Here is a 19,758-nt window from a genome sequence, read left to right on the forward strand (position 1 = left end):
TTCGCATCGAGCTCTCGGGTGAATGGCGCCTCGCCGCCTCCATGACAAACGCAAGTCGGGATCGATTTGCGTAATGGGTGATGTACGGCTAAAAGCGGCAGCGCGTCCTGCCGGGACGCGCGCGATCAGCGATGATCGTGTTTTCGAAAAAGCCGGAAGGTGCCACAGAGCATGACTCCTCTTCACATAATCAACCGCCTCGGCGATCCGTCGAGCGTCGCAGCCTTTTGCGACGATATTTCGTGATCGAACGCGCGCACCGCTTCGAGAGCGAGGAAATCCGGCTTGCCGCCTTGGACGAGCCTTATGAAAATCCGCAGAAACCTGCGGCACCGTCAGCACTTTTCGCCGAAAAAGCCTGGTTGAAGATCCTTGCAGGATATCGCCAGCCGAGGGCCACACGCAGTGCCTTTGAACTGGCCGTCACAGCTATTCCCTTTGCGCTGTTCTGGGCCGCCGCATGGGCGGCCGTTCGTTACGGCTTTTTGCCGGGCCTGATCCTCGTCGTTCCGGCGGCCGCTTTCCTGCTCAGGCTGTTCATGATCCAGCATGATTGCGGCCACGGCTCATTTTTCGCCCGCCGCCGCCTCGACGACTGGGTCGGGCGCACGATCGGCATATTGACGCTGACGCCTTACGACTACTGGCGTCGGGCGCATGCGGAACATCACGCCTCGGCCGGAAACCTCGACGAGCGCGGCGTCGGCGACATTGAGACACTGACGATCGCCGAGTATAACGCGCGGTCCCGCCGGGGGCGGCTTGCCTACCGGCTCTACCGGCACCCAGCCGTCATGTTCGGGATCGGGCCGGCATGGCTGTTCATCTTCAAACAGCGCCTGCCCTTCGGCATGATGCGCTCCGGCCCCCTGCCCTGGATCTCGACCATGGCGACCAACATCGCCATCGCTCTGGCCGCCGCCTTATTGATCTGGGCGGGTGGGATCGTTCCCTTCCTGCTGGTCCACCTGCCGATCGTGCTTCTAGCGGGAGCCGCTGGCGTCTGGCTGTTCTATGTCCAGCACCAGTTCGAGGAAACGCACTGGTCGAAGAAACCTGACTGGCAGTTCCAGCATGCGGCGCTTCACGGTGCCTCGCACTACGACCTGCCGCCGGTGCTACGCTGGATCACCGGCAATATCGGCATCCACCATGTGCATCATCTGGCGAGCCGGGTGCCTTATTATCGGCTGCCGGAGGTGCTGAGGGACCATCCCGAGCTGGCCGATATCGGCCGCATCACGCTCATGGAAAGCCTGCGCTGCGTCAAGCTGGTGCTCTGGGACGAACAGACGATGCGGCTGGTGTCGTTTCGTGACGTGGCCCGGCTCAGAGCCGCAAGCTAGAGCATGATGCCGAAAAGTGTGAGCGGTTTTCGGGCGACATCATGCTCTAACTCTTTAATTTAGAACAGGATTCAGATTTTAGGCCGACCGGGCCTAAAATCATCCTGTTCTAAGGGCGCTCAGCGATAGCCGGTGACATCAGCCGGCTTGCCCGGCTCCTGCACTTCCACCATGTAGCGCCAGCAATCCGGCCGCGACCCGTCGATATCGTCGAAGCCATAGACCTTGGCCATGCCGCCGCTCGACAGCGACTGGCCGTTCCAGCGGGCGCGATCGGGATCGGCGGCGATGGCCGCCACCGCGCGGCCGACGAAGCGCGGCGTTTCGGAAATGGCAAAATGCGGCTGGACCTTCGTCGCCTCGCGCCAGTTTTCCTCGCCGACACCATAGGCATCCAGCATCATTTCGGAGCGCAGCCAGCCGGGCGTGATCGCAACGGCGGTGGCGCCGTGCTTGGCCAGATCCTGCGCGTGCGCCCAGGCCATCCGGGTGACACCGGTCTTGACGAGGTCATAGAAGGGCGAAAGCCGGTAGTGGGAGGCATTGTAGTCGGCCGTGCCGTCGGTCACCTCGACCAAGAGCCCGCCCGGCCGCTCGATCATCAGCGGCAGAGCGTAGTGGGCGGTAATCAGATGTGTTTCGATGCCGAGCCGGAGCATGCGCAGGCCCTTATCCAGCGAATGCTCCCAAACGGATTTGTCCCATTCGAACAGCTTCTCGCCGCCCCAGATGTCGTTGACGAGAATATCGAGCTTTCCGGTTTCCGCCCGGATGCGTCCGACGAGCGCCTCGACTTCATGGGCGACCAGATGATCGACCTGCACGGCAATGCCCCTGCCGCCCGCCGCCGTCACCAGCTCGGCCGTCTCCTCGATCGTCTCCTGCCTGGCATATTCGGATTGATGGGCGCGCGTCGTGCGCCCGGTCACATAAACCGTTGCGCCGGCGGCGCCAAGTTCCACCGCAATACCGCGGCCGGCGCCCCGCGTCGCACCGGCCACCAAAGCCACTTTCTCCCGCAACTCCGCTGTCATTTTGCCATCCTCCGCGTTAGAACCGAAAAACGCCTATTGTATATAAACGAATGCTCGTTCATAAATAAACTGAATGCAAGAGGAAAGTTCATGCCGCGCCGCCGCACCCTATCCGATGAGCAGCTTCTCGCCATGGTGCTGGCGCTGATCCAGGCGGAAGGGCCGGACGCCGCGACCTTTGCGGCGGTGGCAAAGGCGAGCGGCCTTTCCGGCTCGACGCTGGTCCAGCGTTTTGCAACGAAGGCCGCGATGCTGCGTGCTGCGCTGCTCTATGCCTGGGACAGGCTGGATGCGCAGACAGAACGGCTTGCCGAGGCGGTTCCGAAAACACCCGATGGGGCCGTCGCCCTGCTCGTCGGCCTGTCGCAGGATTACGGCGACAATGTCGCCGCCTATGGCGAGGGACTGCTGCTGCTGCGCGAAGACTTCCGCGATCCGGTGCTGCGCGCCCGCGGCGCGGCCTGGGGAAAGGCGCTGACGGCGGCGATCGCAGGCTGTTTCGGATCGGCGCGAGCGCCGGAGACGATCGCCCGGCTGATGCTGGCGCAATGGCAGGGCTCGCTGACCTGGTGGGGTTTCGGCGCGGAAGGGCCGGTGGCCGCCTATGTGGAGACGGAACTGCGGCGTTTTCTCGCCGCGGTGCGAGCGTGAACCCGCTTACGCCTCTTCCTCGTCCTTCGCCTCGCCGACGGTCAGCGGCCAGTCGACGACGTAATCCTCGAGATCCTCTATATCGATCTCGGTTTCGCTGATCGTGCGGCCGCGGGCGGAAATGCCGGCGGCATGCACCGTTTCGGGGTCACCGGAGACGAGCGGATGCCACCAGTAGAGATCGCGGCCCTCGTTGATCAGCCGGTAGCCGCAGGTCGGCGGCAGCCAGGCGATTTCGGGCACGTTCTCCTTGGTCAGCTGCACGCAGTCCGGCACGAAATCCCAGCGGTTCTCATAGCTCGAGCAGCGGCAGCTCTGCCTGTCGAGCAGCTTGCAGCTGACCGAGGTGAAATAGATATCGCCGCTATCCCATTCCTCGATCTTGTTGAGACAACAGAGGCCGCAGCCGTCGCAAAGGCTTTCCCATTCGGCGGCGGTCATTTCGGCCAGCGTCTTGGTCTTCCAGAAGGGCAGATCGTTCATCGTTCGTTTCTTGCAACAGCGGCCGCAAATTCGCGTGACCGCCGCTCTACTCTCTTGTTATCCGCCACAAAATCAATCAATTCTTCAGCATGCTCCTGGTAGCGGAGAGCTTTTCGGGCCCATCGGGCCTCGCGCTTTCGTCGCTTTCCGGCGGCCGGACATGAAGCAAGCGCGATCAGGCGGGAATACAGGACGTGCAGGATCCGGACAACCCTGAAAAAGGGCCAGAAAAAGGGGCAGAAAAGCAGACCGCGGACGCCGGCAGGCGGCCGGCGAAGAGCCGTCACATTCTGCTGCGCATCGATTCCTGGATCGATTCGACCGTCTGGAACGCCGGCTTCCGCGCCGCCGAGATCTGGGAAGACACCACCATCTTCTTTCGCCGTTTCCGCGTGCGCGGCTGGAAGCGCGTGGTCTTCGAACTGGCGGGCGAAGGTCTGACCCTCGGCACGGTCGGCGCGGTGCTGATGCTGGTGCTTGCCCAGCCGGCCTTCGAAGCGACCAAGGAGGACTGGCGCAACCGCGGCGATTTCGCCGTCACCTTCACCGACCGCTACGGCAACGTCATCGGCCATCGCGGCGTCATCCACCAGAATTCCGTGCCGATCGACGAACTGCCGGATTCGCTGATCAAATCGGTGCTCGCCACCGAAGACCGGCGCTTCTTCGACCATTTCGGCATCGACGCCATCGGTCTCTTCCGCGCCATGGTCACCAACGCCCAGGCCGGCGAAGTCGTGCAGGGCGGCTCGACGCTGACCCAGCAGCTCGCCAAGAACCTCTTCCTCTCCAACGAGCGCTCGATCGACCGCAAGGTCACCGAAGCTTTCCTGGCGCTCTGGCTCGAGACCAACCTCTCCAAGAAGGAAATCCTCTCCACCTATCTCGACCGCGCCTATATGGGCGGCGGCACCTTCGGCGCGGCGGCAGCGGCGCAATTCTATTTCGGCAAGAACATCACCGACGTGAACCTCGCCGAATCCGCCATGCTGGCCGGCCTGTTCAAGGCGCCGGCCAAATATGCGCCGCATGTCAACCTGCCGGCAGCCCGCGCGCGCGCCAACGAGGTGCTGACCAATCTCGTGCAAAGCGGGCTGATGACCGAGGGCCAGGTGATCGCCGCCCGGCGCAGTCCGGCCAACGTCGTCGACCGCAACGAGGTGGAATCACCGGATTTCTTCCTCGACTGGGCTTTCGACGAGGTGCAGCGGCTTTCGCCGCGCTTCCACCAGCATTCGCTGATCGTGCGCACGACGATCGACATGGGTATCCAGAAGGCGGCGGAGGATTCGGTCGAAACGTCGCTGCGCGAATATGGCGAGGCCTACCACGCCAAGCAGGGCGCCCTGGTGATGATCGAGAACGGCGGCGCCGTGCGCGCCATGGTCGGCGGGCGCGATTACGGCGAAAGCCAGTTCAACCGCGCCACCAGGGCGCTGCGCCAGCCGGGCTCCTCCTTCAAGGTCTATACCTATGCCTTGGCGATGGAGAGCGGGATGACGCCGCAGACGACGATCGTCGACGCGCCGATCTACTGGGGCAACTGGAGCCCCCACAATTACGCCAACCGCTATGTCGGCCGCATCACGCTCGAGACCGCGATCGCCCAGTCGATCAACACCGTGCCGGTGCGGCTCGCCAAGGAGAAGCTCGGCATCCAGCCGATCCGGGCGATGGCGAAAAACCTCGGTGTCGAAACGCCGATCCGCGACGACGTCACCATCCCGATCGGCACCTCCGAAGTGACCGTGCTCGACCAGGCGACAGCCTATGCCACCTTCCCGGCCGGCGGCTATCAGTCGCGCCGCCACGGCATCAGCCAGATCCTCGATTACGAGGGCGATGTGCTCTATGATTTCGACCGTGACGAGCCGGCGCCCAAACGCGTGCTGTCCGAACAGGCCGATGCCTATATGAACCAGATGCTCTCGCGCGTGCCTTATGTCGGAACCGCGCGCAAGGCGGCTCTCGACAACGGCGTTTTGACCGCCGGCAAGACCGGCACGACCCAGGCCTATCGCGACGCCTGGTTCGTCGGTTTCACCGGCAACTACACCTGCGCCGTCTGGTTCGGCAATGACGACTACACCTCGACCAACGAGATGACCGGCGGCTCGCTGCCGGCAATGACCTTCAAGCGGGCCATGGACTACGCCCATCAGGGTGTGACGCTGCGGGCCATCCCCGGCGTCGAAAATCCTCCGCCCTCGGAGAAGGATGTCGCCAAGACCGCCACCGCCAAACCGCAGGACGGATTGCCGCAGCTCATCCGGCCGCGCATGCTCTCGGTGCAATCGACGAATATCCTGAAAGACCTCGGCAAAAAGCTGAAGGACGCCGCCCCGCTCACGCCGCAGAAGGTGGCGAGCGCCGAGTAGCCAGACCCAGGAGATCGGCGAAACCAGCCCCTCATCCGGCTGCCGCCACCGACCGGGGTCGAGCCACGGGTCTCGACCCGTCCTTCGGACCCCGGTAAACGGGGCGAAGGGACCTAGCCGCAACCTCTCCGTCCCCACCGGCCTCTCGCAGGGCACGTCCCCTCGCCCGTTTACGGGGAGAGGGTTAGGGTGAGGGGCGGTATTGCCACATACAGCACGGCCCCGGACAGATCGACGTCCATGTCACTGCCCGCCATTCCACCCTGCCAGAATCAGTGGTAACCCTTTCATCCGATATGGTTTCCAAGGTCATAACGTGTTTCGATTCCCCCTTTTCATCCTGATCACTCTCATCGTTGCCTTTGGCGGCGGGATCATGATTTCGCTGTATGCGCTGGATGCGACGCAGGGTTTTGGGGCGATCAAGCTTGGCGCCTGGGAGGCTTTTCCGGCGTTGCAGACGGTCGATGCCGATCCTTATGCCAAGTCGCACCGGGCGCGCGCCGGCAAGCTGCTTTATGGCAGCGCCGAGGGGCTGACCTTCACGGCGAGCGTCGACGACGAAGGGGCGCGGCTGAATGCCGGCTGCCGTTACCGCATCAGCGGGCAGACGCCGCCCGCCCGGCTATGGACGCTCTTTACCGCCGACAATGGCGGCAATCCGGCGGCCGTGAAGACCGGGCTTCCCTCGGCGTTGAACTCCTGGACGGTGCTGCGCCAGCCCGACAGCAGCTTCTCGATCGAGATCTCCGCCGTCGCCCAGCCGGGCAATTGGCTGGCCCTGCCGCAGGCCGGCACCTTCCGGCTCGTTCTGACCTTGTTCGATACGCCGACGGCCGGCAGTTCCGGCGTGATCGACCTCGCCATGCCCAAGCTCACCAAGACCGGATGCGGCAATGCTTAGGATCATTTTCGCCATCCTGACCGGCCTTTTCGGCGCAGCGCTTCTGCACCTCGTCATCATCCTTTCGCTGCCGCATTTCACCGGCAGGGACGCGGCGACCCGCGTCGAGGCGGAAGGTGACCTCAACAATTTCTACCTGCTGAACGATCAGCATGACGAGGCGGGGCTTGCCAATGGCGATCCCTTCGTGCGCACCGCCGTCTGCTCCTTCGACGTCGAGGATGGCCCGGTGCATTTCACCGCCAAGGGCAATGTGCCCTTCTGGTCGATCGCCATCTATGACAGCGCCTCCAACGAGGTGTTCAGCATGAATGACAGGACCTCGGTCGGCGGCGCGCTCGATGTGCTGGCGGGCGGTCCGATTCAGCTGACGGACCTGCGCAAGAACCTGCCGCCGGAGTTGGAACAGGCGATCCTGGTGGAAATGGCGCGGCCGGACGGTTACGCCGTGCTGCGGACGCTGGCGCCGCAGGCAAGCTTCGATGAGGCGGCGCGGAACTTCCTGACGGAAGCCGGCTGCGAACAGTTCAGCGCCCGTTGAGGTTGAACGGACGTTACTTCTTGCTGGCGCGCGGCGCAGGCGCCGGGCCATGTCTGGGGCTCTCGGCCAGCCGCTCGTAGCGGACACCGGTGAACCAGAGGATCTTGGCTTCGCGGGGTTCCTTGTCCTGAGGACGCGGCGCCCGCGGTCGCCGATCCGCCAATGCGACTACTATTGCCATTCTCGTCTCCATGCACTGCCCGAGACGGATGAACTTGCGATGGATTTCACCCTGCCCGCCAATCTGCGGGCCGGCGCGTCCTGCGGTGCCGGCATGACCGAACCGAGGGCATTCGCGCCTTTCCCACGGCACCTGACTGAAATACCCGTGATGCGGAGTTTCAACGATCCAAACACTCAAATCGCGTCGTTCCTGTCCGAATTGAGACACATGACAGTTAACAGTTTACTAATATTCGACGGTCGCCAAACACAGTTCCCGTGACTTCCTCTTCAACGCGCGAAGCGCCGATTTGGTTTCATGCCACCTGCGCGGGGGTCCGGACACCCGCCAAAGGACAAAATTAGAGATAATTCATATAGTTGACAATGCAGCGGCGACCCGCAGGCTGGCAGCGCTGCAAGTGTTGCAAATATGCGGCAGGCCGATATTCGTTGCGTCGCAGCCCGGATCGCCCTCGATCCGCCCTCAATCGGAGCGCGGTTTGCGGTCATCGCCGACCACGAATCTTTCCAAACTCGACCGGTAACTAAGGGCAACTGGCCTTGCCGTTGATTCCACTTTGTTCGACGACCCCGACATCGCGGCTTCCATGGCTGCGGCGCTCGACGGCATATCAGCAGCAAGGGCCTGAAGACGCCGCCTGCGGCACCAAGCACGATCTGCACCGGGGACCGATGAAGACAGCCGCGCAAAAGCTGCTGCGCGCCCCGCACGACGACACCAGGCTAACTGTCGCGGCGGTCGAACAGGGACCGGACACCGCCGCATCAGCCCGTCAAAGAGCTCGGGGATTTTTATTGCCGGCTAATGATCAAGCAACACGCCACACGTGTATATTTCTGCGGCATTTTAATAAAATCTTCAGCATGCATTAACCGTACCGGTGTAGGATTTGTTCATATCCGTGCGGTCCGACAGGCGCCCCGCCAGCGCTATCGGCCCACGGTTTCCCTTGGTTCTGCGTTTTCAGGGTGTGCATGTGCGTGACCGGTTTCGAGACCTCGAGGGCCCGTTGGCCGTCAGGAAAAAGGACGTGGTGTTAATGGCGACTGTCAGCAGTTTCGAGAGCCTGTCTCATCCGACGCGATCCGAACTGCGCCAATTCGCCGAGCTTTTCACACCGCTGTTCCAGGCCTCCTCCGACGAGGCCAAGCGCCAGGCGGTCGCCGCCCTTTCCCAATGCCCGACCATGCCGGCAGCCGTAGCGCTGTTCATCGGCAATCAGCCGATCGAGATCGCCGCACCCTTTCTTGCCGCCTCCCAGGCCATTGCCGACGACACGCTGATCACCATTGCGCGCATGCAGGGCGCAGCTCATGTCAAGGCGATCGTCAGCCGCGACTCGCTGTCGCCGAAGGTCATCGACGCGCTGGTGGCGTTGCGCCAGACCCAGCCGCGACCCGCGGCCCCTGCAGCGCCGATCACAGAATCGGAGGCCGTGCCGCTGTCGCCGGTCCCGGCCGAGAGCAACGAGGCCGAAGCGCTGGCGGAACAGCGTATCGCCAATGAAGAAGCGCTGCGCGAGCGCATTCTCGACCTTGCCGGCCATCTCGGCCGCAAGGACGATGACAGGCTCGGCCTGCGCACGCTCACCGACATTCAGGAGGCGCTGCTGGTGCGCTTTGCCCGCTTGCGCGAGGCAACCCATTTCGCAACCGCGCTCGCCGATGCGCTTTCGGCCAGCCGCTGGCTTGCCGAACGCATCATGCTCGACCTATCGGGCCAACAGCTCGCCACGACGTTGACGAGCCTCGGCATGGGTTTTCTCGACGCCGTCTTCGTGCTGGAACGGTTCTATCCGCACCTGGCCGAACAGCAGCACAATGTCACGCGCGCCTGGATGGTGCTCGATGCGCTCGATCCGGAAGAATGCCACGAAAGGGTAGAGGCGTGGCGGCGCGCCGACCGCTACACCTACAAGCCGGAGGCGGCCGTGACGCCTGCGCTTGCGGAAACGGAAAGCCACCGCTTCGTCCGCCAGGCACCGGTGCAGCGCGACATGCGCGTGCTCGGACGACGGTCACGCTGAGCCATCCCGCGCGAGCGGGATCATGTCGCCCAGTTCCTCCGCCTCCAGCTCGACGATCCAGAGATCGGGGTCGAAGCGGCGTTCGCGCTCCAGCATCGCCCGCACCGCTTCCGGCTCACTGCGCGCAAGACGGATTTCGAACAGGCGATCGCGGATCTCGTCGTCGCCAAAGGCGGTCTGCGGCGCCGGCGCATAGAGTGTTTCCAGGCCGTCGCGGAAGTGTTGGCGGATGAAGATCGCACCGGCCTCCTCGGCCCCCTTCTTCTCGACGGCGGCGAAGTCGCCGCTGGCGAAGACGCGGCGCAGCAGGGATGAAACGAAGATGTCGGCGCGTAATCTCATCGGCGCGGTATAGACCGGCGCGCCGGCATCGGCAATCCGCGCTCGGATATTGCCGAATGCGTCAGACCTTGATCGCCAGCCGCAATCCGCCCCAATGGCGGCCGCGCACGATGATCGGCGCGGAAATATCCTTCATCATTACGAAATTGCCGCCGCCCATGTCGCGCCGATAGGTCTGAACGAGGAAAAGCGCAGTGCTGCGGCCGGCGGCCAGGCCGACACGATCGGCGAAGATGCGGCGATTGCGGCAATTGGCGGTGTTCCAGACGGCGTCGCCCGGCCGCTGAGGCTGCGAGAATTTCCGGTTATGGGTCGGCAGGTAGCCGTTTTCGTCAACTGCCGCGCAGAAGGCGACGCGCTCGTCCAAGGCAACGACGGGTTCCTGGATCGACGGCAGCAGGCGGTCGGTGAGCTCGGTGAAGGCGGCCATCATCTGCGCCGGATCGCTGCCCGGTATCGGACGGTAGCGTCGGTCGAAGAGCGCGTCGAGGCCGATCTGTCCCTCGGCGACGGCCCGTTCGAATGCACCTGATATCTGCCTTGCCACCGACTGCGCCTCCTCGATCCAGCGGCTGTCGGCGGTCTTCACACCGGCGCTCGCCGTCAGCTGGACCAGGGTTTCGGAAAGACCGACGACGCTGTCGACCCGTTTTGCCGCCTGCTGCAGCCTGATATTCGAACCGGCGACCTCGCCCGACATCTCGCTGAGCTTTTCGACGAAACCAGCGCATTGCTGGTCGACGGCCTCGGTCGTGTTGGCCATGACGGTCGAACTGTCGAGGATGCGGGTGATGACGTGTTCCATGCTTTCGAAGGCGCCGCGCATCGCCTCCGACTTGTCGCGGACACCGGCGGCACTCTCACGCGCATCGCCGCCGACCACCGACAGCCGGTCGATCTTCACCCGCAATTCGTCCAACGTCTCCTGGATCGAGCCGGTCGCCTTCGAGGTCTGCAGCGAAAGCGCCCGGACCTCGGCGGCGACGACGGCAAAACCCTTGCCCGCATCGCCGGCGCGCGCTGCCTCGATTGCGGCATTCAGCGCCAGGAGGTTGGTCTGGCGGGCAATGGTGCTGATCTCGTCGGCGATCTTGTCGACATCGGCCAGCGACTTCGAAAAGCCGGCGATTTCGGCACCGATGACGTTGGAGGACTGAACCATGTGGCCGATCTCGGCGACGGAGCCGGACAGGCGGTCGGCCGATTCCTTCAGCATCTGGCGCGCTTCGGCCGCGGTGCGGTCGGTCTCGCGCAGCGACAGGGCGACCGAGCGGTTGGTTTCGGCAATCGAAAGCGCGGTGCTGGTGACATGATCGAAGGCGGAGGCATGGCGGGCCGACATCGCCGCCATGTCCTGAATGGCGCCGGCAATGTCGACGAGATCGATGCCGAGCGTCGAAGCCTCCTCGGCAAGGCGCTGCAGGATGTGGCGCAACGCCGTGCGATCCGGGCCTTCCGCTTCGACTGCCGGTTCTCCGGCCAGATCGTCTATTGCCTTGAACGCATGCATGACCGACGTTCCCCCGCCTCAATCGGCAAAGCTTCGATCAACATGGTTAATAAGTTGCAAACGGCGACAGCGTCTTAGACTTAGGTTGTAGCACCCTCGAGCAAAGCTTGCTGCCGCAGGCCGCGCGCTATGCTTCAGATCGCGCCGATTTCCTTGAGTTTCTTCAGCACCGCCTCGTTCGGCTCGCCGTTTTCAGGCAGGTTGTAGTGCTTCTGGAAGTGGCGGATGGCGGCGCGGGTCTGCTCGCCGGCAACACCGTCGACGCCGACATTGGCATAGGCCATGTTGGACAGACCCTTCTGGATCTTCAGCACCAGGTCGACAGTGGTGAGTTCGCTGGAAGGAAGCTGCTTTGTGGCTGATGGCGCCGTCTTGACCGTCTTTTCGGCGCTGCGGATCGCGGCGGCCACCGGGTCTTCCGCCGCCGCCTTCGAGTTCACATCCTCACGCGGTTTTTCCACCGGCACGGTCGAGGGACCGGCAGCGTCGGTTTTCAGCGCCGCCAGCACTTCCGGTGTCGCTTCGCCGGTCTGGGCCATGCCGACGGTCTCCTGGAAGAACAGGATGGCGGCGCTGGTGCGGGGCCCGATAATGCCGTCAGGAATGCCGTTATAGAGGCCGCGACGCACCAGTTGCTGCTGGATACCCATGACGAGCTCGCTCGGCTGCTGAGTCGGTGCGGCCGGCGCCGGTGTGGCGCTGGTGGTGGCGGCATCTTCAGGCCGTTCGATCCGGAAGGTGGTAACCTCGCCCTGCTGCTCTTCGGCTGGGCGGCGGGCGCCGAGCACGTTTGAAGACTGCGGGTCGCGCGTGCGCAAAATCGGATGCGGATGCAGGCCGGGCTGATACCAGAGCGCATTGGCCGCGACGAAGGAGAAGATGACGAAGAAGGCGATCGTGCCGCCGGCAACCGACGGGTTGCGGCCGATGACGCCGCCGAGCGCCGATGCGCCCTGCAGGCCGAGACCGCCCAGCGCAGATGCGCCCTGCAGGCCGAGGCCGCCGAGAGCGGCGGCACCTGACACGACGAGGCCCGGCTGCTGCCGTCGGTTTTTCCCCCTAGGCGATTTTCGCTTGCGCGCGGCCATCGAAAAGCCCCTCTTCCAATTCAACCCCTGTTTTGACCGCGTCCTTCAGCCGCGGCGGAAACTCGACGGTCGCGCCATGGCCGGCATCCTCGGCCTGCCTGGCGCCCGAACCGTCCACCGCGATCTCGATGGTAATGATCGTACCCTCGCCCGGCTGGCTGGCGATAGCAAAATTTCCGCCATGCAGCGCCACCAGCCCCTTGACCAGCGAAAGGCCGAGGCCGCTACCTTCGAAGCGGCGGGTGTAATCGTTCTGGATCTGGACGAAGGGCTGGCCGAGCATTGCCAGCTTGTCGGCGGCAATGCCGATGCCGGTATCGCTGACCGTCAGCTTCAGGATGCCGTCGCGCGCCGCCGCATCGACGGAGACGACGCCGCCGGCCTCGGTGAACTTGACGGCATTGCCGACGAGATTGATGAGGATCTGCTGGATGGCGCGCTGATCGGCGACGATCTCGCCGAGGCCGCGCTGGATCCGGCTCGTCAGGGTGACGCCCTTGCTCTTGGCCTGCAAGGCCAGCATCGATTCGCAGGATCTGACCGAGGCCGATATATCGAAGGCTTCGAGGATCAGCTCGTAACGGCCGGCTTCGATCTTGCTCATGTCGAGCATGGTGTTGACGACGGACAGCAGATGCGCGCCCGATTCGCGGACGAGGCCGACATATTCCCGCTGGCGGTCGTTTTCGAACTTGCCGAAATATTCGCCGATCAGAATGTCGGAAAAACCGAGAATGGCGTTGAGCGGCGTGCGCAGCTCATGGCTGACGGCGGCGAGGAAACGCGATTTGGCATCGTTTGCCGATTCGGCGTCGGCCGCGCGGCTCTGTGCCTCGGCCCGCAGCTGCTGCTCGACGGAGACGTCGCGCAGCTGGGCGATGACGGCGGCCAGCTCACCATCGGCATCGCGCCGGGCGGTCATATCCATTCTGAGATAGGCGAACTGGCGCTGATCGCGCGAAACCGACGGCCGGTCGAGGCGCAGATCGACACTTGCGGCATCGTCGCCGCGCCGCAGGCCGTCGAGCGCCTGCAGGAACAGGATGCGATCGGAGACATGCACCTGCTCCAGGAAGCCCCTGCCCTTGGGATCGCGCATCCAGGCGAGGAAATCGCGGCGGTCGCGGCCGCCGATGGTGGCGACGCTGCCGTGCGGATCGAGGAACAAGACCAAGCCGGGCGTAACGCTCAGGAAGAAGTCCTCGGCCGACTGGGTGGCAATGCCGGCCGACGAGCCCTGGCGGGCAAGCGCAATGCTGCCGACGGCGGAAAAGAGGAAGGCGGCGCAGACCATGGCGACACCGGCCGGCAAGGCGACAGCAGGGCTGGTGACTGCCGAAAGACCGACAGGCGCGGCGACGAGAGCGGCCGAGGAGAGCAGCACGAGGCGGCGCAGAATCGCAAGTTCGCGCTGGCGCACGGCTTCGCCGCCGCCCGTCCGGGAGAGCCAGCTTGTCGCCGCCCGGTCTACGAGCGCCGTCACCCAGCCGCCAATGTCACTCAATACTTGCACGCAATACCCGCCCGAAAAAGGCTGTTTGTCGATCCGGACAATAGGCCCCCGCGACTTAAGGAAAGGATAAGGCAAAAGCGCTGTTCACAGCCAGAAAGCGCAGAAAATCCCGTTTTGAAGCATCCGAGAGCCCCTTTGCCTTTTGTGGTTAATAGCCGGTAAGCAACGGAATTCCTTCATATTTCAGCACGACGTTAACTCCTGTGGCAAGGCGAGTGGCCAAAAGCCCTGCAATTGCAAGCAGGTGCTGCCCCGATGCTTAACGGCAATCGCTCGCATTCGACTTAAATGCAGCTCAAATCCGCTTCGCTAAAATTTGAATTAAATTTGCCGCAAATGCGCGCGAGTTTCGAAAAGCGGCATTCGCAACTTATCGATAGGGTGAAAGCACACCGGACAACCGGCCTGATTCGGCGAAAAGAACCGGACGGGGAAACAGGATGGGCAACGACAATGTGGTTTCTGATCAAAGGATCCTTCTGGTTTGGCCTTGTGCTCGTGCTTCTTTCCGTCTTCAGCACGGAGGGTTCCGACAAGCTCGCCAGCGGCCCGCAATTGCAGCTTTCCGACGCCTTTACGGCAGCGAGCGGCGCCTATGACTATCTGACCGGCATGTGCGCGGAAAAACCCGAGGTCTGCGCCAAGGGTGCCGAGACGCTGACGGCCCTCGGTTACCGGGCCCGCGAGGGCGCTCACGTCGCTTATGAACTGCTCGACAGCCAGTTCGGCGACGAGCCGGCAACGACTGCAAAGCTTGCCGAAACGGCAAAGCGCGCAGCTCCCGCCCTGCCCTCCCTCGCCGCGCCTTCCGTCCAGGAGAAGGTGCGCGAGGCAAAGGCTGCACTCAACCAGCCGATGCCCTACCGTCCGCCGGTCGACGATGAAACGGCACCTGAGACGGTGGTAACCGGCGCGATCCCGCTGCCGACGCCGAAACCGGCGAGCTGACGGTATTACGCGGCGCCCGCCCGCAGCGCATTTCGACCTCTTCATTCTGTTGATGCAATTCCGGACAGAAAACAGCCTCGCGGCCGGAATTGCGTGAGCTTGCATCGGTGGTCCGCATGACGCGGAAATGCCCCATGCCTGACGTGCCTGCCCTGTTTAATTCAGCATCTTGCTGCGCCGTGAGGATGCTCATCTCTCACGGCGTTTCTTTTCAGAACGCATCACGCATAAATATGCAGCGGGGTCTTGCGCGAAATGCGCAAACAGAAAAAAACCGCAGCACGGACAAATACGAGAGGCCGCGACGCGCTTTAACGGTTCAAATCTGCCGGTCTTTCACCTATATGCAGTACTAGAGCATGTCCGGAGGCAAATTTGCCGTGCAGCTTTGCCGGCATGCCAATGGTGAAAGGCTTTCCATGGCATCCCTCGACCAGATCATCGACGACTTTGCCTTCCTGGACGATTGGGAAGACCGCTACCGCTATGTCATCGAACTCGGCAAGGCGCTGCCCGAGCTGGCCGAGGAAAAGCGCACCTCCGAGAACAAGGTGATGGGCTGCGCCAGCCAGGTGTGGCTGGTGACGCACACGTCGGGCGATCCGGAGAACCCGATCATGAGCTTCGAGGGCGATTCCGATGCCCATATCGTGCGCGGTCTCGTCGCCATCGTGCTTGCCACCTATTCCGGCAAGCCGGCATCGGAGATCGCCGCGCTCGATGCCTTCGAAATCTTCTCGAAGATCGGACTGGTGGAGAACCTGTCGTCGCAGCGCTCGAACGGGCTGCGCTCGATGGTGAGGAGAATCCGGGAAGAGGCGAACGTCCGCGCCGCCGCTTGAACGCGATTCGATTCGGCCCGAACGCGTGGCAGCGCCGCGTAATTTAGTATATTAAAACTTCCTTATAGTATAGGAATACATTCTACGCTTCACCCCGGAAGCATAAGATGCGGCTCCTTGGGATATCCCGTCTTCACCTGCCTCATTTCCGATCGGCGCGAAATAGTCTGGAAGATTATTTTCCTCGCCCGGAACGGCATGATTTCGGACCACCCGGACTAAAGTCTGATTCCCGTTCTCAATTAATGGGTCGGAACAGAAGGCCGCCCGAAAACGGCTCGCGTTTTTTGGAATCACAGTCGCGTTACACACAGAAAAGCCGGGCGCAAGACCCGGCTTTTGTCGTTGATTGCTTTCGAGAAAGCTCAGCCGCGGCCGCGCTTGCGGCGCTGACCCAGGCCCATTTCCTTTGCCAGGCGCGAACGCGCTTCGGCATAGGCGGGCGCTACCATCGGGTAGTCGGTCGGCAGGTCCCACTTCTCGCGGTATTCTTCCGGCGAGAGCGAATGATGCGTCATCAGGTGACGCTTGAGGGACTTGAAGTTGCCGCCGCATTCCAAACACGTAATCTGCTCGTCCTGTACGGACTTGCGGACAGAGACTGCAGGCTTCTGCTTTTCGACAACGGCCGCAGCGGGCTGCGGTACGGACGTGTTGCTCAGCGCCGAATGCACGTCGGAAATCAGATTTGCCAGGTCGCTGACCGGGACAACATGGTTGCTGACATAAGCCGCCACGATGTCGGCCGTCAGTTCCACAAGCAGCTCCGGCCCATTGCCGGTCGCCATATCCGTCATATTTTTTCTCCTGTTAGCATGCTCAAACGATCTTTGACTGTCACACCAAAGACCCGCCTCGTAGAAGCGAACAGCAAAAGCACAGGAAGCAATCTTCTGTTTCGAAAAACGTGAAATCCACCCCTAGATTCCGAAGTTCGAGACCTGTTCTTATACTGCCTGACCAAAAACCACTACGTCATGCTCCAGGCGATGACCCCAGTTTAGACATTGAAAAATCAAAACTGGGGGACTTGGAAGCAGTACGATTGTAATTCACAATCAGAATTCTACTTGCATTTTCAAATACCATCGTTTGGCCGAAAGGCCAATTATTATTTGTCGTTTTTCTTGAGAAAAAATGGCCGACGAAGAATTATAGGACTTTAGGCCAAGCTTTACTCACAGCTTCCTGTGCATAAGTCAGACGTAAAACAGGTTAAGATGGCAATAGCAACCCCTCAGCGTTCGCGCATATCATCGCATACCGAGATGGCGCCGAGATCGTGTCCCGAACGATGGGCCGCCCTGGCCAGCAGATGGGCGGAAACCGGCGCCGTCAACAGGAAGAAGACGAAACCGGCAAGGGCGCGGGCGATAACCGCCGGGTCCTGCGAATAGAGGCCGGCGGCAAAGAGCAGCAGGCCGGAGCCGACGGTGCCGGCCTTCGAGGCCGAGTGCATGCGCGTGTAGAGATCGGGCAGCCGGACCAGGCCGATGGCCGCCGCAAGGGCAAAGAGCGCACCGGCAACCAGCAGCAGCGCGGTGACGGCGGCGACGAGATAAGCCATCATCGTCCCTCCCTCCCTGCCCGGCGCGTCTTTGCGCCGCCCTTGGCTGCGGACGCCGATGGCGGCGAGTGGATGTTGCCGCGTGACAGCACGAAGCGGGCGAAGGCGACGGTCGCCAGGAAGCCGACGAGGCCGAGCGAGATGGCGATATCGATATAGAGGGAAAACCCTGTTTTGACCGCGATGACGGCGATGAAGCCGATGGCGATGCCGGTCAGCATGTCGAGGGCGAGGATGCGATCCGGTAATGTCGGGCCGGCAACGACGCGCCAGACGGTCAAAAGCAGCGCCAAGCCGAGGATGACGAGGGCAGCCGCGGATGCGACGGCGACGATGGCGGCAGGCGTGATCACCGGAAGGCCTCCATGATTTTGCGTTCGAAACCACTGGCAATGCCGCGTCTTGTCGCCTCCGGATCGGAGCAATCGAGCGCGTGGACATAGAGCGTGCGGCGATCCGACGAGACATCGACGGAAAGCGTGCCGGGTGTCAGCGTGATGAGATTCGCAAGCAGGGTGATCTCGAAATCGCTGGTCACCGTCAGAGGAAAGGCGAAGATGCCTGGCTTCAGTTTCATATCCGGCGAGAGAACGGTGAGCGTGACCTTCCAGGCCGACAGCGACAGTTCCTTGAGGAAGAGGGCAATGAGCGACAGCACCAGGCGGGTGCGACGCAGATATCCCCTGCCGCCGAAGGGTTCGCGGATGACGGCCAGCGCCAGGGCCGCCAGCAGGAAGCCGAAGACGAAATTATGCAGCGAGGCGCTGCCGGTAACAGTAACCCAGGCGATGGCGAGCAACAGGTTGAAGACGAAGGCGATCACCGCTGAGCTCCTTGCGGGAAGACCGAATGGAGATAGGCCTGGGGATCGGCAAGGCCGGCGGCGGCCGCTTGCGACAACGCCAGCAGCCGTTCCGGCAGGATGCCGAAGCCGATGGTGAACGCCGTCAGCGCGGCGAGCGGCAGGCCGGTGCGCCAGGAGGGTTTCGACGGCGCGAGCGCCATCGGCGCGGGGCGCCAATAGGCAAGGAGGAAGAGGCGGCCGAAGGCGATCGTCGTCAAGAAACCGCCGGCAAGGATTGCCGCCGCCAGCCACCAGGCACCGCTATCGAGCGCGGCCTTGACAAGCATGACCTTCGGCCAGAAGCCGGAAAAGGGCGGAAGGCCACAGGCGGCAAGGAAGAGCACGAGCGACAGCGCGGTGAAGCCGCCGCTTTGCCGATAGAGCCCGCCGAGATCCGACAGGCAAAAGCCGCCGCCGCGCCGGCCGATCTCGCCGGCGGCAAGATAAAGCGCCGTCATCAGCACCATGGAATGGAGCGCGTAGAAGACCGCGCCGCCTATGCCGTCGGGATTGCCGAGCGCGACGCCGGCAAGCATATTGCCGATGCCCGATATGACGACATGGCCGAACAGCCTGCGGATGTCGTTTTCGGCCAGAGCGCCGAGCGCGCCGACGAGAATGGTCGCGGCAGCCGCGAGCGCGATCACAAGGCTGAGTTCGGCGCGTTCGGCCGGCAGCAGCATGACCATCACCCGGACCAGCGCGTAGATGCCGACCTTGGTCAGCAGGCCGGCAAACAGCGCCGAGACGGTGATACGCGGGGTATGGTAGGCGGCGGGCAGCCAGAAATTGACCGGGAAGGCGGCCGCCTTCATGGCGAAGGCAAGCAGGAAGAGGCTTGCCAGCGACATCAGCGGCGCCGTGCCGCCGATGTCCCTCGCCTTCACGGCGATATCGGCCATGTTGAGCGTGCCGAAGACAGCATAGAGAATGCCGACGCCGACCAGGAACAGGGTCGTGGCGATCAGATTGAGCACCGCATATTTCAGCGCGCCATCGATCTGCTGCCGCTCCGAGCCGAGGATGATCAGCCCGAAGGAGGCGATCAGCAGCACCTCGAACCAGACATAGAGATTGAAGACGTCGCCGGTGAGAAAGGCGCCGGTGACACCGGCCATCAGCAGCATGAGGAGCGGAAAGAAGCCGTATCGGCGGCCACTTTCGCCGATATCGGCCAGTGCATAGATGCCGCCGGCGAGCCCCGCAAGGGCTGCGGCGAAGGCCATCAGCGCACCGAAGATATCGACGGTGAAGGCGATGCCGAAGGGCGGCAGCCAGCGCCCCATGACCATGGTCAGCGGCCCTTCGGCCGCGACCTTGGCAAGCAACGCCGCATCCATCAGCGCCAGGCCCGCAAGGCCCGAGATCGCCAGCCAGGCCTGCAGGCGGGGATAGGCGCGCACCATCAGCAGGACAGCACCGAGCGTGATGCAATGGGCGACCGGCAGGATGGCGAGCCAATGACCGATGGGCACCGGGGCGGTGACCAGGGCGGCGGCGAGATCAACGGTAGCGGCGGGAGCGGCCATCAGCTGTGGCCTCCGGGATGCCCGT

At 63.0% G+C, this 19,758-nt stretch carries 21 protein-coding genes; 9 read left to right on the forward strand and 12 right to left on the reverse strand.

Going from position 1 to position 19,758, the window contains the following annotated elements; all coding sequences use genetic code 11:
- Nucleotides 1-293 precede the first annotated feature (293 nt).
- Nucleotides 294-1,346, forward strand: coding sequence for a fatty acid desaturase (locus K6M89_RS04875; protein WP_222138714.1), 1,053 nt, complete (start codon nucleotides 294-296; stop codon nucleotides 1,344-1,346).
- Nucleotides 1,347-1,465: 119 nt separating this feature from the next.
- Here K6M89_RS04875 and K6M89_RS04880 read toward each other — a convergent pair whose 3' ends face one another.
- Nucleotides 1,466-2,380 (reverse strand): SDR family oxidoreductase, encoded by a 915-nt coding sequence (locus K6M89_RS04880; RefSeq protein ID WP_222138605.1) that lies wholly within the window; start codon nucleotides 2,378-2,380, stop codon nucleotides 1,466-1,468.
- Nucleotides 2,381-2,470: 90 nt separating this feature from the next.
- Between K6M89_RS04880 and K6M89_RS04885 the strand changes: the two genes are divergently transcribed.
- Nucleotides 2,471-3,031, forward strand: a complete 561-nt coding sequence (locus tag K6M89_RS04885) for a TetR family transcriptional regulator (protein WP_222138606.1) — start codon at nucleotides 2,471-2,473, stop codon at nucleotides 3,029-3,031.
- A 6-nt stretch (nucleotides 3,032-3,037) separates the two neighbouring features.
- Here the strand turns inward: K6M89_RS04885 and K6M89_RS04890 are convergent, their stop codons facing one another.
- Entirely contained in the window at nucleotides 3,038-3,514 is a 477-nt protein-coding gene (locus tag K6M89_RS04890; RefSeq protein WP_097580178.1) for a YcgN family cysteine cluster protein, read from the reverse strand.
- Between the two features lie 194 nt (nucleotides 3,515-3,708).
- On the opposite strand from K6M89_RS04890, the gene K6M89_RS04895 reads away from it, so the two are divergent.
- The 3 genes from K6M89_RS04895 (at nucleotide 3,709) to K6M89_RS04905 (ending at nucleotide 7,337) form a co-directional block, all read left to right on the forward strand.
- On the forward strand, nucleotides 3,709-5,892 hold the full coding sequence (locus K6M89_RS04895) for a transglycosylase domain-containing protein (protein ID WP_222138607.1): 2,184 nt from the start codon (nucleotides 3,709-3,711) through the stop codon (nucleotides 5,890-5,892).
- 316 nt (nucleotides 5,893-6,208) lie between these two features.
- Nucleotides 6,209-6,796, forward strand: a complete 588-nt coding sequence (locus K6M89_RS04900) for a DUF1214 domain-containing protein (protein ID WP_009994723.1) — start codon at nucleotides 6,209-6,211, stop codon at nucleotides 6,794-6,796.
- Complete coding sequence (locus K6M89_RS04905; RefSeq protein WP_010031065.1) at nucleotides 6,789-7,337, forward strand: DUF1254 domain-containing protein; 549 nt, start codon at nucleotides 6,789-6,791, stop codon at nucleotides 7,335-7,337. Before K6M89_RS04900 ends, K6M89_RS04905 begins: the two co-directional genes overlap by 8 nt.
- Nucleotides 7,338-7,350: 13 nt before the next feature.
- Here the strand turns inward: K6M89_RS04905 and K6M89_RS04910 are convergent, their stop codons facing one another.
- Nucleotides 7,351-7,518 carry a hypothetical protein gene (locus tag K6M89_RS04910; protein ID WP_170964763.1) on the reverse strand — a complete coding sequence of 56 codons (168 nt, stop codon included), beginning with the start codon at nucleotides 7,516-7,518 and terminating at the stop codon, nucleotides 7,351-7,353.
- Between the two features lie 39 nt (nucleotides 7,519-7,557).
- Here K6M89_RS04910 and K6M89_RS04915 point away from each other — a divergent pair, with 39 nt between their 5' ends.
- A complete protein-coding gene (locus tag K6M89_RS04915) occupies nucleotides 7,558-7,782 on the forward strand; it encodes a hypothetical protein (protein ID WP_222138608.1) in 225 nt (74 codons plus the stop codon).
- A 718-nt stretch (nucleotides 7,783-8,500) separates the two neighbouring features.
- A complete protein-coding gene (locus tag K6M89_RS04920) occupies nucleotides 8,501-9,550 on the forward strand; it encodes a DUF2336 domain-containing protein (RefSeq protein WP_222138715.1) in 1,050 nt (349 codons plus the stop codon).
- Here K6M89_RS04920 and K6M89_RS04925 read toward each other — a convergent pair.
- From K6M89_RS04925 to K6M89_RS04940, 4 genes are all read right to left on the reverse strand, one after another.
- Nucleotides 9,542-9,892 (reverse strand): DUF1491 family protein, encoded by a 351-nt coding sequence (locus K6M89_RS04925; RefSeq protein WP_222138609.1) that lies wholly within the window; start codon nucleotides 9,890-9,892, stop codon nucleotides 9,542-9,544. The two genes, K6M89_RS04920 and K6M89_RS04925, sit on opposite strands and share 9 nt — an antisense overlap.
- A gap of 61 nt (nucleotides 9,893-9,953) precedes the next feature.
- The gene (locus K6M89_RS04930) at nucleotides 9,954-11,402 is read right to left on the reverse strand and encodes a methyl-accepting chemotaxis protein (protein WP_222138610.1); all 1,449 of its coding nucleotides are present in this window, start codon (nucleotides 11,400-11,402) and stop codon (nucleotides 9,954-9,956) included.
- Nucleotides 11,403-11,536: 134 nt separating this feature from the next.
- Entirely contained in the window at nucleotides 11,537-12,490 is a 954-nt protein-coding gene (locus K6M89_RS04935) for a peptidoglycan-binding domain-containing protein (RefSeq protein WP_222138611.1), read from the reverse strand.
- Nucleotides 12,462-14,003: a sensor histidine kinase gene (locus K6M89_RS04940; protein WP_222138612.1), complete on the reverse strand. Its 1,542-nt coding sequence runs from the start codon at nucleotides 14,001-14,003 to the stop codon at nucleotides 12,462-12,464. Before K6M89_RS04940 ends, K6M89_RS04935 begins: the two co-directional genes overlap by 29 nt.
- A 453-nt stretch (nucleotides 14,004-14,456) precedes the next feature.
- On the opposite strand from K6M89_RS04940, the gene K6M89_RS04945 reads away from it, so the two are divergent.
- Together K6M89_RS04945 and K6M89_RS04950 are read left to right on the forward strand one after the other, a co-directional pair.
- Nucleotides 14,457-14,951, forward strand: a complete 495-nt coding sequence (locus K6M89_RS04945; protein WP_222138613.1) for a DUF5330 domain-containing protein — start codon at nucleotides 14,457-14,459, stop codon at nucleotides 14,949-14,951.
- Nucleotides 14,952-15,370: 419 nt separating this feature from the next.
- On the forward strand, nucleotides 15,371-15,793 hold the full coding sequence (locus K6M89_RS04950) for a SufE family protein (protein WP_222138716.1): 423 nt from the start codon (nucleotides 15,371-15,373) through the stop codon (nucleotides 15,791-15,793).
- A gap of 365 nt (nucleotides 15,794-16,158) precedes the next feature.
- On the opposite strand, the gene K6M89_RS04955 is transcribed toward K6M89_RS04950, so the two are convergent.
- The 5 genes from K6M89_RS04955 to K6M89_RS04975 form a co-directional block, all read right to left on the reverse strand.
- Nucleotides 16,159-16,590 (reverse strand): Ros/MucR family transcriptional regulator, encoded by a 432-nt coding sequence (locus K6M89_RS04955; RefSeq protein ID WP_010060045.1) that lies wholly within the window; start codon nucleotides 16,588-16,590, stop codon nucleotides 16,159-16,161.
- Between the two features lie 440 nt (nucleotides 16,591-17,030).
- Nucleotides 17,031-17,363, reverse strand: coding sequence for a monovalent cation/H(+) antiporter subunit G (gene mnhG / locus K6M89_RS04960; RefSeq protein ID WP_183840810.1), 333 nt, complete (start codon nucleotides 17,361-17,363; stop codon nucleotides 17,031-17,033).
- Nucleotides 17,360-17,713 carry a cation:proton antiporter gene (locus tag K6M89_RS04965; RefSeq protein WP_222138614.1) on the reverse strand — a complete coding sequence of 118 codons (354 nt, stop codon included), beginning with the start codon at nucleotides 17,711-17,713 and terminating at the stop codon, nucleotides 17,360-17,362. The genes mnhG and K6M89_RS04965 overlap by 4 nt, the downstream gene beginning before the upstream one ends.
- The gene (locus K6M89_RS04970) at nucleotides 17,710-18,183 is read right to left on the reverse strand and encodes a Na+/H+ antiporter subunit E (RefSeq protein WP_183840814.1); all 474 of its coding nucleotides are present in this window, start codon (nucleotides 18,181-18,183) and stop codon (nucleotides 17,710-17,712) included. Before K6M89_RS04970 ends, K6M89_RS04965 begins: the two co-directional genes overlap by 4 nt.
- On the reverse strand, nucleotides 18,180-19,733 hold the full coding sequence (locus K6M89_RS04975; protein WP_222138615.1) for a Na+/H+ antiporter subunit D: 1,554 nt from the start codon (nucleotides 19,731-19,733) through the stop codon (nucleotides 18,180-18,182). The genes K6M89_RS04970 and K6M89_RS04975 overlap by 4 nt, the downstream gene beginning before the upstream one ends.
- Between the last annotated feature and the right edge of the window lie 25 nt (nucleotides 19,734-19,758).

The sequence above is a fragment of the Rhizobium croatiense genome (assembly GCF_019793465.1).
Classification (GTDB): domain Bacteria; phylum Pseudomonadota; class Alphaproteobacteria; order Rhizobiales; family Rhizobiaceae; genus Rhizobium; species Rhizobium croatiense.

Bases quoted from the DNA above. Each gene is read 5' to 3' on its own strand.
- K6M89_RS04905 (WP_010031065.1), top strand. From the start codon at position 6,789: ATGCTTAGGATCATTTTCGCCATCCTGACCGGCCTTTTCGGCGCAGCG.
- K6M89_RS04955 (WP_010060045.1), bottom strand. From the start codon at position 16,590: ATGACGGATATGGCGACCGGCAATGGGCCGGAGCTGCTTGTGGAACTG.
- K6M89_RS04880 (WP_222138605.1), bottom strand. From the start codon at position 2,380: ATGACAGCGGAGTTGCGGGAGAAAGTGGCTTTGGTGGCCGGTGCGACG.
- mnhG (WP_183840810.1), bottom strand. From the start codon at position 17,363: ATGATGGCTTATCTCGTCGCCGCCGTCACCGCGCTGCTGCTGGTTGCC.
- K6M89_RS04915 (WP_222138608.1), top strand. From the start codon at position 7,558: ATGGATTTCACCCTGCCCGCCAATCTGCGGGCCGGCGCGTCCTGCGGT.
- K6M89_RS04890 (WP_097580178.1), bottom strand. From the start codon at position 3,514: ATGAACGATCTGCCCTTCTGGAAGACCAAGACGCTGGCCGAAATGACC.
- K6M89_RS04910 (WP_170964763.1), bottom strand. From the start codon at position 7,518: ATGGCAATAGTAGTCGCATTGGCGGATCGGCGACCGCGGGCGCCGCGT.
- K6M89_RS04925 (WP_222138609.1), bottom strand. From the start codon at position 9,892: ATGAGATTACGCGCCGACATCTTCGTTTCATCCCTGCTGCGCCGCGTC.
- K6M89_RS04885 (WP_222138606.1), top strand. From the start codon at position 2,471: ATGCCGCGCCGCCGCACCCTATCCGATGAGCAGCTTCTCGCCATGGTG.
- K6M89_RS04950 (WP_222138716.1), top strand. From the start codon at position 15,371: ATGGCATCCCTCGACCAGATCATCGACGACTTTGCCTTCCTGGACGAT.
- K6M89_RS04930 (WP_222138610.1), bottom strand. From the start codon at position 11,402: ATGCATGCGTTCAAGGCAATAGACGATCTGGCCGGAGAACCGGCAGTC.
- K6M89_RS04945 (WP_222138613.1), top strand. From the start codon at position 14,457: ATGTGGTTTCTGATCAAAGGATCCTTCTGGTTTGGCCTTGTGCTCGTG.
- K6M89_RS04975 (WP_222138615.1), bottom strand. From the start codon at position 19,733: ATGGCCGCTCCCGCCGCTACCGTTGATCTCGCCGCCGCCCTGGTCACC.
- K6M89_RS04935 (WP_222138611.1), bottom strand. From the start codon at position 12,490: ATGGCCGCGCGCAAGCGAAAATCGCCTAGGGGGAAAAACCGACGGCAG.